Origin of the sequence: Pseudomonas arsenicoxydans (genome assembly GCF_006438915.1) — a bacterium.
Classification (GTDB): Bacteria; Pseudomonadota; Gammaproteobacteria; order Pseudomonadales; family Pseudomonadaceae; genus Aquipseudomonas; species Aquipseudomonas arsenicoxydans_A.
In genome coordinates, this window is sequence record NZ_RCZE01000003.1 from 170,488 (window position 1) to 188,605 (window position 18,118).

The 18,118-nt window shown below is 60.1% G+C and carries 15 protein-coding genes and 3 tRNA genes; all 18 read right to left on the bottom strand.

Going from position 1 to position 18,118, the window contains the following annotated elements; translation table 11 throughout:
• Positions 1-316 precede the first annotated feature (316 nt).
• The 18 genes from EAH78_RS07435 to leuD all read right to left on the bottom strand — a co-directional run bounded on the left by EAH78_RS07435 (position 317) and on the right by leuD (position 18,114).
• Positions 317-393, bottom strand: a tRNA-Asp gene (locus EAH78_RS07435).
• A gap of 92 nt (positions 394-485) precedes the next feature.
• Positions 486-562, bottom strand: a tRNA-Asp gene (locus EAH78_RS07440).
• 53 nt (positions 563-615) lie between these two features.
• Positions 616-691: transfer RNA gene (locus tag EAH78_RS07445), tRNA-Val, on the bottom strand.
• Positions 692-872: 181 nt separating this feature from the next.
• Entirely contained in the window at positions 873-1,649 is a 777-nt protein-coding gene (locus tag EAH78_RS07450; RefSeq protein ID WP_140667010.1) for an SDR family oxidoreductase, read from the bottom strand.
• Entirely contained in the window at positions 1,646-2,857 is a 1,212-nt protein-coding gene (locus EAH78_RS07455) for an O-succinylhomoserine sulfhydrylase (RefSeq protein WP_140667011.1), read from the bottom strand. The genes EAH78_RS07450 and EAH78_RS07455 overlap by 4 nt, the downstream gene beginning before the upstream one ends.
• A gap of 132 nt (positions 2,858-2,989) precedes the next feature.
• Positions 2,990-4,495 (bottom strand): amidophosphoribosyltransferase, encoded by a 1,506-nt coding sequence (gene purF, locus EAH78_RS07460; RefSeq protein WP_123425738.1) that lies wholly within the window; start codon positions 4,493-4,495, stop codon positions 2,990-2,992.
• 41 nt (positions 4,496-4,536) lie between these two features.
• The gene (locus EAH78_RS07465) at positions 4,537-5,097 is read right to left on the bottom strand and encodes a CvpA family protein (RefSeq protein ID WP_140667012.1); all 561 of its coding nucleotides are present in this window, start codon (positions 5,095-5,097) and stop codon (positions 4,537-4,539) included.
• A 99-nt stretch (positions 5,098-5,196) separates the two neighbouring features.
• The gene (locus EAH78_RS07470; RefSeq protein WP_140667013.1) at positions 5,197-5,850 is read right to left on the bottom strand and encodes an SPOR domain-containing protein; all 654 of its coding nucleotides are present in this window, start codon (positions 5,848-5,850) and stop codon (positions 5,197-5,199) included.
• A complete protein-coding gene (gene folC / locus EAH78_RS07475) occupies positions 5,834-7,141 on the bottom strand; it encodes a bifunctional tetrahydrofolate synthase/dihydrofolate synthase (protein ID WP_140667014.1) in 1,308 nt (435 codons plus the stop codon). Before folC ends, EAH78_RS07470 begins: the two co-directional genes overlap by 17 nt.
• The gene (accD, locus tag EAH78_RS07480; RefSeq protein ID WP_140667015.1) at positions 7,138-8,058 is read right to left on the bottom strand and encodes an acetyl-CoA carboxylase, carboxyltransferase subunit beta; all 921 of its coding nucleotides are present in this window, start codon (positions 8,056-8,058) and stop codon (positions 7,138-7,140) included. Before accD ends, folC begins: the two co-directional genes overlap by 4 nt.
• 209 nt (positions 8,059-8,267) lie before the next feature.
• Entirely contained in the window at positions 8,268-8,891 is a 624-nt protein-coding gene (locus tag EAH78_RS07485; RefSeq protein WP_140667016.1) for a phosphoribosylanthranilate isomerase, read from the bottom strand.
• Between the two features lie 63 nt (positions 8,892-8,954).
• Positions 8,955-9,779 (bottom strand): tRNA pseudouridine(38-40) synthase TruA, encoded by an 825-nt coding sequence (gene truA / locus EAH78_RS07490; RefSeq protein ID WP_140667233.1) that lies wholly within the window; start codon positions 9,777-9,779, stop codon positions 8,955-8,957.
• A gap of 342 nt (positions 9,780-10,121) precedes the next feature.
• Entirely contained in the window at positions 10,122-12,755 is a 2,634-nt protein-coding gene (locus EAH78_RS07495) for a FimV/HubP family polar landmark protein (RefSeq protein ID WP_140667017.1), read from the bottom strand.
• Between the two features lie 207 nt (positions 12,756-12,962).
• A complete protein-coding gene (locus tag EAH78_RS07500) occupies positions 12,963-13,973 on the bottom strand; it encodes an aspartate-semialdehyde dehydrogenase (protein ID WP_140667018.1) in 1,011 nt (336 codons plus the stop codon).
• A gap of 255 nt (positions 13,974-14,228) precedes the next feature.
• Positions 14,229-15,341: an aspartate-semialdehyde dehydrogenase gene (gene asd / locus EAH78_RS07505; RefSeq protein ID WP_140667019.1), complete on the bottom strand. Its 1,113-nt coding sequence runs from the start codon at positions 15,339-15,341 to the stop codon at positions 14,229-14,231.
• A 66-nt stretch (positions 15,342-15,407) separates the two neighbouring features.
• The gene (gene leuB / locus EAH78_RS07510; RefSeq protein ID WP_140667020.1) at positions 15,408-16,490 is read right to left on the bottom strand and encodes a 3-isopropylmalate dehydrogenase; all 1,083 of its coding nucleotides are present in this window, start codon (positions 16,488-16,490) and stop codon (positions 15,408-15,410) included.
• 65 nt (positions 16,491-16,555) lie between these two features.
• The gene (locus EAH78_RS07515) at positions 16,556-17,323 is read right to left on the bottom strand and encodes a class I SAM-dependent methyltransferase (RefSeq protein WP_140667021.1); all 768 of its coding nucleotides are present in this window, start codon (positions 17,321-17,323) and stop codon (positions 16,556-16,558) included.
• 146 nt (positions 17,324-17,469) lie between these two features.
• The gene (leuD, locus tag EAH78_RS07520; protein ID WP_140667022.1) at positions 17,470-18,114 is read right to left on the bottom strand and encodes a 3-isopropylmalate dehydratase small subunit; all 645 of its coding nucleotides are present in this window, start codon (positions 18,112-18,114) and stop codon (positions 17,470-17,472) included.
• Positions 18,115-18,118 lie beyond the last annotated feature (4 nt).

An 18,118-nucleotide genomic window follows, 5' to 3' on the forward strand; every position in this document is an offset into this window, starting at 1 on the left:
CAGCCCCACACAAAAAAACTGACCAGCGAATCAAAATACTGTGTTTTCAGTGCACAGAATTGACCAGGCAAGTAAATGCAACGCCAAGGTCAGCCCGGCCGGACGGCGTCGTCGCGACAACCTTAGAGGCAGCATAGAAGAAGGCAGGCAGGATGGCCCGGTAAGGGAGACTGCGAGAGGAGGAAAAGCCAAATTCCAGACACAAAAAACCCCGGTCTTTCGACCAGGGTCTTTGCTATCGACTCAAAGTAAACACCGGCATGGCCAGCGTCTTTCTTTGTAGCTTCAAGGCGTTCAGTGGGCCTTGAGGCAGATATGGCGCAGCGGACGGGACTCGAACCCGCGACCCCCGGCGTGACAGGCCGGTATTCTAACCGACTGAACTACCGCTGCGTATCGCTTTGGACTTTCATCCAAGTAACTCGTCTGATTGAAAACTCAGAAGCTTTTCAATCTCGAACCAGATAAATCTGACTCGGAAAATATGGCGCAGCGGACGGGACTCGAACCCGCGACCCCCGGCGTGACAGGCCGGTATTCTAACCGACTGAACTACCGCTGCGCGTCGGTGGAGGCATTTCAGCCTACCTCTTGCTTTCGCAAGTATCTCGGAAGTGGTGGGTGATGACGGGATCGAACCGCCGACATTCTGCTTGTAAGGCAGACGCTCTCCCAGCTGAGCTAATCACCCGTTTGCATCTCCGAGGCCGCGAAATTTACGCAGGTAGCGAACCTAAGTCAATAGCAGGATTGAAGTTTTTTAAAAACAGCTGCAAGAGGCAAGCCTCAAGCCATAAGTGGAAGCCGTCACGCGTGAGGCCCGCATAACACTGTCGAGCCTTTACTTGCAGCTTGAAGCTTGAAACTGCTTCTCACTGCTCGTAAATCATCTTCTTGGTCATGCCACCGTCGACCACAAATTCCTGGCCCGTGACGAACCCGGCATTTTTCGACAACAGCCAGGCCACCATCGCCGCCACGTCTTCAACCGTCCCTACCCTGCCCGCCGGATGCTGCGCATGATCGGCATCGGTCAGTGGCTCCGCCCGCCGCACAGAAGGATCACGGGTATCGATCCAGCCCGGACTGACCGCATTCACACGGATTTCCGGCCCAAGACTGATCGCCAAGGCGTGAGTCAGCGCCAACAGCCCGCCCTTGCTGGCCGCGTAAGCCTCTGTGTCAGGTTCCGACTGGCCGGCGCGGGTCGAGGCCAGGTTGACGATCGCGCCGCTGTGCGCGCGCAGATACGGCGCACAGTGCTTGGCCAACAACATCGGCCCGCTAAGGTTCACCGCCAACACTCGATTCCAGTAAGCCAGATCGAGGCTTTCCAGGGTGATGTTGTGCGGATCGGCCACCGCGGCATTGCACACCAACGCATCCAGGCGCCCGAACTGCCCCAGCACCTCGGCAACACCCAGCGCCACCTGCCCTTCGTTCGAGACGTCCATGGCGATAAACCAGGCATTGTCGCCCAGCACCTTCGCCACTTTCGAACCGCGAACCCGGTCAAGGTCGCTCAGCACCACCTGCCAGCCTTCGCTGATCAGCCAGGCCGAAATCCCCAGACCAATGCCCCGCGCCGCGCCGGTGACCAGCGCAACACGACCATTGGCCCCGGAGGTCGGCGTGGACAACTCGATCACAAGGCCGCCAACCCGCGCGCCAGGTCGGCTTGCAGGTCAGCCACGTCTTCCAGGCCAACCGCAATGCGGATCAGGCTGTCACGAATGCCAGCGGCTTCACGCTCTTGCGGCGCCAGACGGCCGTGAGAGGTGGTGCTCGGATGGGTGATGGTGGTTTTGGTATCACCGAGGTTGGCCGTGATCGAAATCAGGCGGGTTGCATCGATAAAGCGCCAGGCGCCCTCTTTGCCGCCCTTGACCTCAAAGCTGACCACCGCACCAAACCCTTTCTGCTGACGCTTGGCGAGTTCGTGCTGCGGGTGGCTTTTCAGGCCGGCGTAATGGACTTTCTCGATGCCATCTTGCTTTTCCAGCCACTCGGCCAGTTCCTGGGCGTTGGCGCAATGCGCCTTCATCCGCAGGTTCAAAGTTTCGAGGCCCTTGAGGAAAATCCACGCATTGAACGGGCTCAGTGTCGGCCCGGCAGTGCGCAGAAAACCGACGACTTCTTTCATCTGCTCACTGCGACCGGCGACGACACCGCCCATGCAACGGCCCTGGCCGTCGATGAACTTGGTGGCCGAGTGCACGACGATGTCCGCGCCCATCTTCAGCGGCTGCTGCAACGCTGGAGTGCAGAAACAGTTGTCGACCACCAGCATCGCGCCTTTGGCGTGAGCGATTTCAGCCAGCGCAGCGATATCCACCAGCTCGGCCAACGGGTTGGATGGCGACTCGACAAACAGCAATTTGGTATTGGCCTTGATTGCGGCGTCCCAACCGGACAAGTCCGCCAGAGGCACGTAATCGACTTCAACACCGAAACGCTTGAAGTACTTTTCGAACAGGCTGATGGTCGAACCGAACACACTGCGTGAAACCAGCACATGGTCGCCAGCGCTGCACAGACTCATCACCACCGCCATGATCGCGGCCATGCCGGTGGCCGTGGCCACGGCTTGTTCGGCGCTTTCCAGCGCAGCGATGCGCTCTTCGAACGCACGCACGGTCGGGTTGGTGTAGCGCGAGTAAACGTTGCCTGGCACTTCACCGGCAAAGCGCGCAGCTGCGTCGGCAGCGGTACGGAAGACGTAGCTGGAAGTGAAGAACATCGGATCACCGTGTTCGCCTTCCGGCGTGCGGTGCTGTCCGGCGCGTACGGCCAGGGTATCGAACGCTACGCCATCGAGGTCGCTGTCCAGCCGACCGGCATCCCAATCCTGACTCATGCTTTCACTCCTTGCCTTACTCGGTAATGGATACAAAACCGGCCTGTAGGAGCATGGCTTGCCCGCGAAGGGGCCCTTGGGAACGCCAAAAGCTTCGCGGGCAAGCCTTGCTCCTACAGGCCGTTCGTTTACTCAGTTGTTGTACAGATCGATGATCGCACTGACTGCCTGCGTCTTGACCTTGGAGGCATCGTTACGTGCCTGTTCGATCTTGTTCAGGTAAGCCTCGTCGACGTCGCCGGTGACGTACTTGCCGTCAAACACTGCGCAATCGAAGTTTTCGATCTTGATCTTGCCGCCACCGACCGCTTCGATCAAGTCAGGCAAGTCCTGATAGATCAACCAGTCAGCGCCAATCAGGTCAGCAACGTCCTGGGTCGAACGGTTGTGAGCGATCAGTTCGTGAGCGCTCGGCATGTCGATACCGTAGACGTTCGGGTAACGAACGGCCGGTGCAGCGGAGCAGAAGTACACGTTCTTGGCGCCGGCTTCGCGAGCCATCTGGATGATCTGCTTGCACGTCGTGCCGCGAACGATCGAGTCGTCCACCAGCATTACGTTCTTGCCACGGAATTCCAGCTCGATCGCGTTGAGCTTCTGGCGTACGGATTTTTTCCGTGCAGCCTGGCCCGGCATGATGAAGGTCCGGCCGATGTAGCGGTTCTTCACGAAGCCTTCGCGGAACTTGACGCCCAGGTGGTTCGCCAGCTCCAGGGCCGCGGTGCGGCTGGTGTCCGGGATCGGGATGACCACGTCGATATCGTGCTCAGGACGCTCGCGCAAAATCTTCTCGGCGAGCTTCTCACCCATGCGCAGACGCGCCTTGTAGACAGAAACGCCGTCGATGATCGAATCCGGACGCGCCAGGTAGACGTGTTCGAAGATGCACGGGGTCAGGGACGGGTTGGTCGCGCACTGACGGGTGTGCAGCTTGCCGTCTTCAGTGATGTAGACCGCTTCTCCCGGTGCCAGATCGCGAATCAGGGTGAAACCGAGGACGTCCAGGGAGACGCTTTCGGAGGCGATCATGTACTCGACGCCTTCGTCGGTGTGACGCTGGCCGAAGACGATCGGGCGGATGCCGTGCGGGTCACGGAAACCGACGATGCCGTAACCGGTCACCATCGCCACGACCGCGTAGCCACCGACGCAACGGTTGTGCACGTCAGTTACGGCGGCGAACACGTCTTCTTCGGTTGGCTGCAACTTGCCGCGCTGGGCCAGTTCGTGCGCGAACACGTTCAGCAGGACTTCCGAGTCGGAGTTGGTGTTGACGTGGCGCAGGTCAGATTCGTAAATCTCCTTGGCCAGTTGTTCAACGTTGGTCAGGTTACCGTTGTGCGCCAACGTGATGCCGTAAGGCGAGTTGACATAGAACGGCTGAGCTTCGGCCGAAGTCGAGCTGCCTGCGGTCGGGTAACGCACATGGCCAATGCCCATGTGGCCGACCAGGCGCTGCATGTGACGCTGATGGAACACGTCACGTACAAGACCATTGTCCTTGCGCAGGAATAACCGGCCGTCATGGCTGGTTACGATACCGGCAGCGTCCTGGCCGCGGTGCTGGAGCACGGTTAGCGCGTCATACAGCGCCTGATTGACGTTCGACTTACCGACGATACCGACGATGCCACACATGCGACGCAACCCCTACTTAATGGATCTGAACTGAACAACACTCACTGAGGCGTTTTGACCATCGGCAAGAGTTGCTCCTTGAACGGTATCTCAGCGGGTACGCTGATACCGCTGGCAAGCCACTGACTGCTCCACCCGAGAATCAGGTTTTTGGACCAATCTGCGACCAATAGAAATTTTGGCACGAGCTGTGACTCTTTCCACCACCCGTCCTGCTGTACCGGCCCCAGGCTCAACAGCCCGACCGCCACAACCACCAGCAACACGCCACGCGCGGCGCCGAAGGCCATGCCGAGGAATCGATCGGTCCCGGATAGCCCGGTGACGCGAACCAACTCGCCGATAAGATAATTGATCATTGCGCCTACGATTAACGTGGCGACAAACATGATGGCACAGCCCGTGATGACACGAGCTGACGGCGTTTGAATGTATCCGGCGAGGTACTCGGACAATGAACCACCGAACATCCAGGCAACGGCTCCTGCGATGATCCAGGTCACCAGCGACAGTGCTTCTTTGACGAAGCCGCGGCTCAGACTGATCAATGCGGAGATGGCGACGATTGCAACGATCGCCCAGTCAACCCAGGTAAATGGCACAGTGCAGCCTACAGACGGATAAGGCGGCGCATTTTAGCAGAGCGCACGGCTATCGGTAAGCTGCGATTGTCAGTGCATTTCAAATCGACGTGATAGTTTTTACCCGCGCTCAGGCTGGAAGCGCACGACAAAACCTTTGAGTTTCTTCTGGCGGTCCAGCAAGTCACGCAGGCGGTCGGCTTCGGCGCGCTCAATCAGCGGCCCGACAAACACTCGATTCTTGCCATCAGAGGATCGGATGTAAGCGTTGTAGCCCTGACTACGCAGGTCTTTCTGCAGGCTTTCGGCGTTTTCTCGGCTCCCCAGACTGGCTACTTGCACCGACCAACTGACCGACAGGCCATTGGCATCAATGCGACTTTGAGTCGTATCCGGTTTAGTCGGCGCAGCCGCGATCGGCTGAGTCGGCGGCGTCGTGGACTTGGCGGCTGGCGCTGGGGCAACGGGCTTGGCGACAGGTGCCGGGGTCACAGGGACAGTCGGCACAATTGGTGCCGACGGCGCCTCTTGCTGAGCGATTTCATCATCGCTCGGCACCGGTTCTTGAGGCAGCGCTTGCGGCTCAGGCACCACGACTGGCTCGACTTGCACTTGCGGCATCGCCGGGGCATGTGGCGCAGCTGGGGCGTCGACTACCACCTGGCGCTGCTCATCCTGACGGGAAAACAGCATCGGCAGGAAAATCACCGCCAGTGCCACCAGCACCAGGGCGCCAACCATACGTTGTTTGTAGGCCTTATCCAGCAATGCCATTTGCCGCTTCCTCCGTGGAGCGCCGGGCAAGCCATTCAAGGGCCTCGGCAACACAATAAAATGATCCGAACAACAGAATCTCATCGTCGCTCGTCGCCAGCGTACTCTGCCCTTCCAGGGCTGCCGCCACGCTGTCATAGGACGTTACCGACGCGCCAAGGTTCTGCAATGCAGCCTGCAAATCGGCAACCGGTCGCGCTCGCGGAGAATCCAGCGGCGCAACAGCCCAGTGCTGGACACTAGCATTCAATTCACCGACAACACCATCCAGATCCTTGTCAGCCAGCAAACCGAACACCGCCAGGCGCTTGCCAACCGGCGGACGACTGGCCAGGCGCCGTGCCAGATATTCGGCCGCATGCGGGTTATGCCCCACATCCAGCAGCAAGCTCAATCGCTTGCCCTGCCAGTCGAACTGACGGCGGTCGAGACGACCCACCACCCGCGTCGCTTTGAGCGCATCAATAATCTGTGCATCAACCCACGGCAACCCGAGCAGCAGATACGCCTGCAATGCCAGTGCCGCGTTTTCCATCGGCAGATCGAGCAACGGCAGATCGCGCAGCTCGACCGCACGCCCCTGAGCATCCAGACCGCGCCATTGCCAGTTGTGATCGGTCACGCCGAGGTCAAAATCACGGCCACGCAGGAAAAACGGACAAGCCAACTCGCGCGCCTTGTCCAGCAGGGGTTGTGGAGGACTCAGATCGCCACAGAGCGCAGGCGCGCCCTGACGGAAGATGCCGGCCTTTTCAAAGGCCACGGACTCACGGGTATCACCCAGATAGTCGGCATGATCGACGCCGATGCTGGTGACCAGCGCCATGTCGGCATCGACCACGTTAACCGTGTCGAGACGCCCGCCCAGACCGACTTCCAGCACTACCGCATCAAGCCCGGCCTGTTGGAACAGCCAGAATGCCGCCAGGGTGCCCATTTCGAAGTACGTCAGGGAGGTATCGCCGCGACCGGCCTCGACAGCTGCAAAGGCTTCGCACAGCTCGGCGTCACTGGCTTCGACGCCATTGACCTGCACCCGCTCGTTGTAGCGCAGCAGGTGCGGAGAATTGTAGACACCAACGTTCAGGCCTTGCGCCCGTAGCAATGAAGCCACGAATGCGCAGGTAGAACCCTTGCCGTTGGTGCCGGTGACCGTGATCACCCGAGGCGCCGGCTTGCCCAGTCCCATGCGGGACGCTACCTGTTGCGAGCGCTCCAGGCCCATGTCGATGGCCGAAGGGTGCAACTGCTCAAGGTAGGCGAGCCACTCGCCAAGGGTGCGCTCGGTCATATGTTCGCAGGTACCGGCGGAACCACGATCGGCTCGACTGGCGCAGCGACGAATGTCGGCGTCGGCAGGCCCATCATTTGTGCCAGCAGGTTGCCCAGACGCGGACGCAGCTCCTGACGGTGAATGATCATGTCGATGGCGCCGTGTTCCAGCAGGAATTCGCTGCGCTGGAAGCCTTCCGGCAGTTTTTCACGCACGGTTTGTTCGATCACGCGCGGACCAGCAAAGCCGATCAGGGCTTTCGGCTCACCGACGATCACGTCGCCGAGCATCGCCAGACTGGCGGAAACACCGCCGTAGACCGGGTCGGTCAGTACGGAGATGAACGGAATGCCTTCTTCACGCAGACGCGCCAGTACCGCCGAGGTCTTGGCCATTTGCATCAGGGAGATCAGGGCTTCCTGCATCCGCGCACCACCGGAAGCGGCGAAGCAGATCATCGGGCATTTGTTTTCCAGGGCGTAGTTGGCGGCGCGAACAAAACGCTCACCAACGATGGCGCCCATCGAACCACCCATGAAGGAAAATTCGAACGCCGACACGACAACCGGCATACCCAGCAAGGTGCCGCTCATGGAGATCAGTGCGTCTTTTTCGCCGGTCTGCTTCTGGGCAGCGGTCAGGCGATCCTTGTACTTCTTGCCGTCGCGGAATTTCAGACGGTCAACCGGCTCCAGATCCGCACCCAGTTCGGCACGGCCTTCGGCGTCGAGGAAGATATCAATGCGGGCGCGCGCGCCGATACGCATGTGGTGGTTGCACTTGGGGCAAACGTCCAGGGTCTTTTCCAGCTCCGGACGATACAGCACAGCCTCGCAAGACGGGCATTTGTGCCACAGACCTTCAGGCACCGAGCTCTTCTTGACCTCGGAACGCATGATCGAAGGGATCAGTTTGTCTACTAACCAGTTGCTCATGCTTTCTTTCTCCAGTACCGGCGGCCCGAACGCTCTGGTTCGCAGCCCCGCGTATGCCCTTGAGCTAAATTCATGTGTGTGGCGATGGTCGGTGGATGGCCGGGTCAGCGAAACGCGACCTGCGTACAATCCATCAACCCTCAGCCGTGCCTGCTTTGTGCAGCGCAGTGCATTTTGGGACGGCGGCAGTCTGCCAGCCGTCACATCGTCTATGTACTACTGCGTACAGCCTTGATGAACGCCTGAATCTTTGCGTGATCCTTGATGCCCTTACCCGCCTCTACCCCACCGCTGACGTCCACCGCATAAGGCCGGACCCGGGCAATCGCCCCCGCGACGTTATCCGGGGTCAAACCGCCCGCCAGAATAATCGGCTTGCTCAAGCCTTGCGGTATCAGAGACCAGTCGAATGCTTCACCGGTTCCGCCCGGTACGCCTTCAACGTAGGCGTCGAGCAGGATTCCGCTGGCACTTGGGAACGCATCGCAGGCTGCCGCGATGTCGTCGCCGGCCTTGACCCGCAGCGCCTTGATGTACGGCCGGTGCCAGCCTTCGCAATCAGCGGCCGTTTCGTCGCCATGGAACTGCAACAGGTCCAGCGGCACGGCATCGAGCAATTCGCCCAATTCGCAGCGGCTGGCGTTGACGAACAAACCCACGGTGGTGACGAACGGCGGCAGTCCCTTGATGATGTCGCGCGCCTGCTGGAACGTCACGGCCCGCGGGCTCTTGGCGTAAAACACAAATCCGATGGCATCGGCCCCGGCCTCGACCGCCGCCAACGCATCTTCTATGCGGGTAATCCCGCAAATCTTGCTGCGAACGGCTGACATGTCGGTAAATCCTCAGGGCAAATCCGGGAAAGTCCCGGATGGTAACAAATGCGTTCGAGGGCGTCAGCCGTCAAGTTCCGTGAAACCGGTCAGGAAGTGTGGGCCGATGTAACGCTCGGGTAATTCGAACTCATCGCGGTACTCGACCTGCACCAGGTACAGGCCAAACGGATGCGCCGTGACCCCGCCAGACCGACGAATGCGGCTTTCCAGCACTTCCTTCATCCACTCCACCGGACGCTCGCCGGCACCGATGGTCATCAGCACGCCGGCAATGTTGCGCACCATGTGGTGCAGGAACGCGCTGGCGCGAATATCCAGCACGATCATCTTGCCGTGACGGGTGACGCGCAGATGATGCAATTCCTTGATCGGCGATTTGGCTTGGCACTGACCGGCACGGAATGCACTGAAATCATGGGTGCCGACCAGGTACTGCGCGGCCTGGGCCATGCGCTCGACGTCCAGCGGACGGTGGTTCCAGGTAATTTCTTCGTTGAGGTGCGCCGGGCGGATCTGATCGTTGTAGATCACGTAGCGGTAACGCCGGGCAATGGCCTTGAACCGCGCATGGAAATGCGCCGGCATGACCTTGGCCCAACTGACGCTGACGTCGTGGGGCAAATTGATGTTGGCGCCCATGACCCAGGCTTTCATCGACCGCTCGACCTGGGTATCGAAATGCACCACCTGACCACAGGCGTGCACGCCCGCGTCCGTTCGCCCGGCACACAGCAGCGACACCGGTGAGTCGGCGACTTTGGACAAGGCTTTCTCAAGGGTTTCCTGCACCGTGAGCACACCGGAGGCTTGGCGCTGCCAGCCGCGATAGCGCGAGCCTTTGTATTCAACGCCCAATGCGATCCGGTAAAAGCCGTCGGCCGCCATTTCGGCAGCCGGATTATCAATATTTGCCAAGGGGTGCAGCCTGCTGATCTACGCAAAGGCGGGCATTATAAGGCCGTCGGACCGAGACGCCAGAGTGGCTTCAGCATTTGCGGTGAATGTCAGGGCACCATCGCGAGCACGCTCGCACCCACAGGGGTTTTGTGAACAGCGCAAATCAACTGTGGGAGCGGGCTTGCTCGCGAAGGCGGCGTGTCATTCAGCATTAACATCGACTGACAGAACGCCTTCGCGAGCAAGCCCGCTCCCACATTCGAATTGCGATGAACCATAAAAAACGGCAGCCTCAATGGGCTGCCGTTTTAATTACTGCCGAGCAATCACTCAAGCCAGACGCGAAAGCATTTGCTTGGCTTCGCTCTTCTGCCCGGCATCACCCTCGATCACCACCTCATTGAGGATGTCCCGAGCGCCATCGTTGTCGCCCATGTCGATGTAGGCCTGGGCCAGATCGAGTTTGGTAGCGACTTCATCCGTACCGGAGAGGAAGTCGAAGTCCGGCTCATCCGCTGCCGAGGCCATGGCGTCTTCTGCGGTGAAGCGCGGCTCGCCAATGCTCTGGGACAGACGATCCAGTTCGGCGTTGACATCGTCCAGTTCAGATTCAAAAGCGTCTGGAACATCAGCGACAGGAGGCTTGGCCGGGGCTGCGTCCATTTCATCGGCCAGCGACAGGTCGAAATCGGCAGGCAATTCCAGATCGTCCTGAGGCACTTCAGGCGCGACTGGAAAATCTTTCACGCCTTCGTCCAGATCCAGCAGGAAGTCGTCTTCGGCGAGATTGGCCGGCGACGGCTCTGCGCCCAGGTCCATGTCCAGATCGAAGTCCGACAGGTCGTCGAGGTTTTCCTTGATGTCGGTTTGCTGCTTCAGCACCGATTCAAAGCTCAAATCGTCATCCAGCGGGAATTCGTCCAGCTCGGTCGACGCGTCTGCTTCAGACGCAACCACGGCCGGGGAAGCGGCTTCCAGGTCGTCCAGGCTCAGGTCGAACGCGCTGTCGAAGTCGTCGTCGGCTGCTGCCGGGGCTTGCGGCTCGTCGAGCAGCAAGTCCTTGACGTACTGCGCATCCAGTTCCGCGGCGATGGCTGCGGCGGCCAAGCCACTGGCGGCGACCACGGCCATGGCCGGGAAGCGGGTCTTGAGTTTTTCGACTTGGGCGAAGTTGTCGCCGTTAGCGACCAGTTGGCGCTCCTGGCCCACGAACGCATCACGGTCGCCCTGCTGACCATACACTTCCATCAACTTCAAACGCAGGTCACTGCGTTGCGGCTCTTGCTTGATGCCGTCTTCCAGCAACGCAGCAGCCTGATTCAGTCGACCGGCAGTGATGTGCGACTGCGCCTTGTTCAGCACGTCGTCATCACGTTCGCCAGCCGGGGATACCAACGGTGCGGCAATCGGCGTAGTCATCACAACCGGTGCAACCACGGGTGCAGGAGGCGGCTTGGGCGCAGGTGCTGGCGTCGGCGCGGTGGCGAGCTTCACGCTAGGCGGCGGCACTTCCAGGCCTTCGAAGCTGCTTTCTGGCAGGTCGTTGTCAAAGGACATGTTCTGTTCTTCAGACAACGCACGGGCCATGCGCAGGTGTTTTTCGGCTTCTTGCTGGGCTTTGCGGCGACGTGCCAGCAACAGCAACAGGAGCGCCAGAACCACCGCACCACCACCGATCAGACCCAACAGGATCGGGTTGGTCAGCAAGTCGTTGAACTTCTGGTCGTCGGAAACGGCTGGAGCCGGCTCGATTGCCGGCTCAGCGGGTGCCGGAGTCGCTTCAGGTGCCGCCGCCGGAGCAGGCGTCACCTCAGCCGGTGCCGGCGCAGGGTTGGCTGCCAACTCGGCCGAGATGGCGGGAGCCGTCGCAGTCGTAGCAGTCGCAGCAGCGGGTGCACCCGCCGCGCCTTCGGCCTGCATCTTGGCCAGTTGATTGTTCTTCAGTTCGATCAGTTTTTGCAGCTTGTCCATCTGGCTTTGCAGGTCGGTGATGCGGCTTTTCAGTTCAGAATTGTCACGACGTGTCGTGTCGAGGCTTTCCTGGGTCACGGCCAACTTGTTGCCCAGGTTCTTGGCATCGCCCGCGGCACCTTTACCACCGGCCTTGCCGGATTCGGCAGAGACCAGGCTCAGCTTGTCTTTGGCAGGTTGTGCACTACCGGCGTCAGCACGACCGCGCTTGGTGGCATCGAGTTGTTGCTGACCTGTGCCGGGTTTCGCTACATAACGACGGCCCTGGCGCCACGCGGTGTTCTGCGCGGCCACTTCAGCGATTGCCTTGGGTTGCGGCAAAGTGGTGGCTTGCGCCTGATCCGGCATGCGCAGCACCTGACCGGTTTTCAGCCGGTTGATGTTGCCGTCGATAAAGGCATCCGGGTTTAGCGCCTGGATGGCAAGCATGGTTTGCTGAACCGAACCACCGTTACGCGCCTTCGCAGCGATTTCCCACAGGGTATCGCGCGGCGTGGTGGTGTATTGAGCCGGTTTGGTGGCACCGGTCACCGGCGCAGTAACGGTTGAAGTCGGCGCTGGCTGCGCAGCCGCTTCAGCGGTCTGCGGCGAGAATTTGGACGGATCGAGCAGCACGCTGTAATCGCGCAGCAGGCGACCGTTTGGCCACATGACCTGAACCAGGAATTTCACCATCGGTTCGGACAGAGGCTTGCTGGAAGTCACACGCAGGATGCTTTTACCACTGGCGTTGAGCACAGGGGTGAAGGTCAGGTCATTGAGAAATGCCTGGCGGTCGACACCGGCCTTGGCGAAATCTTCAGGCGAGGCGAGGCTCGGCACCACTTCGGCGGCCGTAAGGTCCTTGACGTCGAGCAGCTCGATTTCCGCCACCAGGGGTTGGTTCAGCGTCGACTTCAGGGTCAACTCCCCGAGACCGAGGGCATGCGCCATACCGGATGACAGCGCCGAGGCGGCCGCAATTGCTAACACCAGTTTGCGAACTTGAACCATAGCCTCATCCTTTGTTTAAACATTCCTCGGCCAGCGAGAAGGTATTGATAGTCGCTGCCGTAAGGCATTGCGCGCGGCGTCGAAGTGTCATCGCGCGCGATCATTTCTTGCCTGCCCCGGAAAGCCCCTTGAGCGGCTTTCCTTCTGCAGTGCGGCCAAGCATAGCGCCCGGCTAGAATCATTCTGTGAATTGTTGCCAAGTATCTTTTACAGCAGGTCTTTTATCAACAATTCAGCCACCTGCACAGCATTGAGCGCGGCGCCTTTGCGTACGTTATCTGACGTCAGCCACAAATTAAGTTCCGACAGATCGTCGACACCGCTGCGAACCCGACCGACGCACACCACGTCCTGCCCCACCGCGTCACCCACCGCGGTCGGATAATCGCCGGCCTCGACCAGCTCGATACCGGGTGCATCTTCCAGTGCCGCGTTGACTTTCGCGAGGTCGACAGCGCTCGCCGACTGCAAGGTCACGCTAAAGCTATCGCCAAAAAACACCGGGGCTTGAATGCAAGTGACAGAAATCTTTAATTGAGGCAGCGAAATCACCTGACGCAACTCTCGCACCAGGCGTTTTTCCAGCAGCGTATGGCCCTGCTCATCCGGTTTGCCAACCTGAGCCAACAGGTTGAACGCCATTTGCCGATCGAAAAATGTCGGCTCCAGCGGACGCACGTTAAGCAGCTCGGCGGTTTGCCGGGCCAGCTCTTTCACCGCCTCGCGACCTTGGGCAGAGACCGCCAGACTGGCGGTGACATTGACCCGCTGCAGGTCAATGACCGAAAGCAACGGCGCCAGCGCCACGGCCAGGGTGGTGGCCGACGGACTTGGGCTGCTGACCTGGAACGGCTGTTTCAACGTCGCGAGGATTTCGGCATTGGCCTCCGGCACCACTTGCGGTGCCTGGTCGGCCGGCAAAGCGCCAGAAAGGTCGATCACCGAGCAACCGGCAGCGGTCGCGCGCGAGGCAAAACTGAGGGTTACTGCCGGGCCGGCGGCGAAGAACACCAACTGGACTTTGCTGAAATCGAATTCATCGACTTCCCGTACCCGCACGTTCTTACCGCGAAACGGCACCGAATGACCGGCCGATTCACTGCTGGCCAGCAGGTGCAAGTCGCCGACCGGGAAGTCGCGTTCTTCAAGAATCTGCACGAGCGTTTCGCCGACAGTACCGGTGGCGCCGATCACGGCGATATCAAAGGACTGGCTCATGGTTCTACCTCAGGCGAAACGGGGGGAGCGGCACTTTACCGGGTGGGTGGCGTGCAGGCAATTTCTGCCGGTGTTTGTGGTGTCTGTGATGGCCCTTTCGCGAGCAAGCCCGCTCCCACATTTGAAATGCGTTCCAATGTGGGAGCGGGCTTGCTCGCGAAAGGGCCGGTACAGACAACTCATCGACATCAGATTGCCGGAATAAAAAAACCCGCACCTCTTTCAAGGCACGGGTTCTTTCATTGCTTCAACCGATCAACGCTCAAGCAGAATCCGCAGCATGCGACGCAGCGGTTCGGCCGCGCCCCACAACAGTTGGTCGCCGACGGTGAACGCACCCAGGTATTGGGTGCCCATGTTCAGCTTGCGCAGACGGCCAACCGGTACGTTCAGGGTGCCGGTGACTTTTGTCGGGCTCAGTTCCTGAATGCTGATATCGCGGTTGTTCGGCACCAGTTTGACCCAAGGGTTGTGCTGGCTGATCAGCCCTTCGATGTCGGCAATCGGCACGTCCTTGTTCAGTTTGATGGTCAGCGCCTGGCTGTGGCAGCGCATGGCGCCGATGCGCACGCAGATACCATCGACCGGGATCGGGCTCTTGAAGCGACCGAGGATCTTGTTGGTCTCGGCCTGGGCCTTCCACTCTTCGCGGCTCTGACCGTTCGGCAGTTCCTTGTCGATCCACGGGATCAGGCTGCCGGCCAGTGGTACGCCGAAGTTTTCGGTCGGGTACGCTTCGCTGCGCATGGCTTCGGCCACACGACGATCGATGTCGAGAATCGCGCTGGCCGGGTCGGCCAGTTGATCGGCGACAGCGGCGTGGGTCGCGCCCATTTGCTTGATCAGTTCACGCATGTTCTGCGCGCCGGCACCGGAGGCCGCCTGATAGGTCATGGCGCTCATCCACTCGACCAGACCGGCTTCGAACAGACCGCCCAGGCCCATCAGCATCAGGCTGACGGTGCAGTTGCCGCCGATGTAGTTCTTGGTGCCCGCATCCAGCTGCTGGTCGATGACCTTGCGGTTGACCGGGTCCAGGACGATAACCGCGTCATCCTGCATGCGCAGGCTGGAAGCGGCGTCGATCCAGTAACCCTGCCAGCCGGCTTCGCGCAGCTTGGGGAACACTTCGCTGGTGTAGTCGCCACCCTGGCAGGTCAGAATCACGTCGAGGGTTTTCAGCTCTTCAATGCTGTAAGCGTCCTTGAGCGGAGCAATGTCCTTGCCCACGGACGGGCCTTGGCCACCGACATTGGAAGTGGTGAAAAACACCGGCTCAATAAGATCGAAATCCTGCTCTTCCAGCATCCGCTGCATGAGCACGGAACCGACCATACCGCGCCAACCGATCAGACCTACACGTTTCATCGCAACTACACCTTCTTGAAATGTGGGCCGCTGCTTTGTATTGAATTTCGCAGCGGGCCCGAGAGATTACAGATTCCGCAGCGCGGCGACTACTGCGTCGCCCATTTCCTGCGTACCGACTTTAGTGCAACCCGCCGACCAGATGTCGCCCGTGCGCAGGCCTTGGTCCAGCACCAGGCTAACGGCTTTCTCGATGGCATCGGCGGCAACCTGCTGGTTGAAGCTGTAACGCAACATCATCGACACCGACAAAATGGTCGCCAACGGGTTGGCGATGCCCTTGCCGGCGATGTCCGGTGCCGAACCATGGCAAGGCTCGTACATGCCTTTGTTGTGGGTGTCCAGGGATGCCGATGGCAGCATGCCGATGGAACCGGTGAGCATCGACGCTTGGTCGGACAGAATGTCGCCGAACAGGTTGTCGGTGACGATCACGTCGAACTGCTTGGGCGCGCGCACCAGTTGCATGGCGGCGTTGTCGACGTACATGTGGCTCAGTTCGACTTGCGGGTAATCCTTGGCCACTTCCTCTACGATTTCACGCCACAGTTGGCTGGACGCCAATACGTTGGCCTTGTCCACCGAGCACAGCTTCTTGCCGCGCACCATGGCCATGTCGAAGCCGACACGGGCAATGCGGCGGATTTCGCTTTCGCTGTACGGCAGGGTGTCGTAGGACTGACGCTCGCCGTTTTCCAGGGTGCGGGTGCCGCGTGGCGCGCCGAAGTAGATACCGCCGGTCAGTTCACGGACGATCAAGATGTCCAGGCCGGCGACGATTTCCGGTTTCAGGCTCGAAGCCTCGGCCAGTTGCGGGTACAGGATCGCCGGACGCAGGTTGCCGAACAGGCCCAGTTGCGCACGGATTTTCAGCAGACCGCGCTCAGGGCGGATGTCACGCTCGATGGTGTCCCATTTTGGGCCGCCCACGGCGCCCAGCAGCACAGCATCGGCGGCGCGGGCGCGCTCCAGGGTTTCGTCGGCCAATGGAACGCCATGTTTGTCGATGGCGGCGCCGCCGATCACGTCGTGGCTCAGCTCGAAGCCCAGGGAGAACTTGTCGCTGGCCAATTCCAGCACCTTGACCGCTTCGGCCATGATTTCCGGGCCAATACCGTCACCTGGAAGAATCAGAATCTGCTTGCTCATGCTTTCCTCATGTCATCAGTCGGTGCGCCCAGGGGCGCACCCGGAAAAATTCTATCGTCCGTAGCTTATCGCTCTGCAATCAGCACCAGCACATCGGTACTGAACGAGCCATCGGCCTCAATCTCAAAATACTCGCGCACTTCGTTGCCCATAGACTGCTGCAACTCGCGGATCGCTGCGCGCATTACTTGAGGTGTGCGCATGCGCTCCACCCAGGAGGTGTACTCCAGTCGCAGCCGTTGGCGCGTGGTGCTGCGGGTATGCAACCCCGCTTCGCTGACCTGGCGCAACCATTCGCCGGCGGAATAATCGCGCACATGGCTGGTGTCGCGCAGCACTTCAACGCTTTGCAGGTAAGTGTCGAACAACGGGCTGCCCGGCGACAACACATCGACGAACGCCGCTACGCCGCCCGGCTTCAGCACCCGACGCACTTCCCGCAGCGCCAGGCCGAGATCACTCCAATGGTGCGCCGAATAACGGCTGAACACGAAGTCGAACTCGCCATCGGCGAACGGCAGGCGCTCGGCGGCACCGAGGACCGTCGATACGTTACTCAAACCACGATCAACGGCAGCACCCGCGACCACGTCAAGCATTTGCTGCGACAGGTCGTACGCCACCACTTCCTTGACCAGCGAAGCCACGTGAAAACTCACGTGACCGGCGCCGCAGCCCAGGTCCAGCACCCGAGCATCGCCCTGCCCGGCCAGTTCAGCCTGTAGCAGCGCGAATTCGGAGCCTTGAGCGTGAACAGCGCTGCTCAGGTAGGCAGAAGCCTGTTCACCGAATTGCTTTTGGACTACTTGGGTGTGCTGGGCGGTGCTGGTCATGGGGACTTCCTTTTGGGATTTAGCCTTGTATTGCCGGGACTGCCGCCTTCGCGAGCAAGCCCGCTCCCACAGGGGAATGCATTTCAAATGTGGGAGCGGGCTTGCTCGCGAAGAGGCCGGCCCTGTCTACATAAATTTCAGCTCAATCAAGCATCGCGAAACAACCAAGGCTGGCTCGCCCGGTGCTTGGCTTCAAACGTTGCAATCGCTTCATGGTCCATCAACGTCAGGCCGATATCGTCCAGACCGTTCAACAGGCAATGCTTGCGGAACGCATCGATCTCAAACCTATGCACCTTGCCATCCGGACGGGTCACGGTCTGGGCTTGCAGGTCGACCTGCAACTGGTAGCCCGGATTCGCTTCAACCTGCTGAAACAGTTCATCAACCTCAGCGTCGCTCAAGATGATCGGCAGCAAGCCGTTCTTGAAGCTGTTGTTGAAGAAGATGTCGGCGTAGCTCGGCGCGATGATGCTGCGGAAACCGTATTCTTCCAGCGCCCACGGCGCGTGTTCACGGCTGGAGCCGCAACCGAAGTTCTCACGGGCCAACAACACGCTGGCGCCTTGATAACGCTCGGCGTTGAGGACGAAGTCCTTGTTCAGCGGACGCTTGGAGTTGTCCTGATACGGCTGCCCCACGTCCAGGTAACGCCACTCATCGAACAGGTTCGGGCCGAAACCGGTGCGCTTGATCGACTTCAAGAACTGCTTCGGGATGATCTGGTCGGTGTCGACGTTGGCACGATCCAAAGGCGCGACAAGACCAGTGTGCTGGGTAAAAGCTTTCATGCTG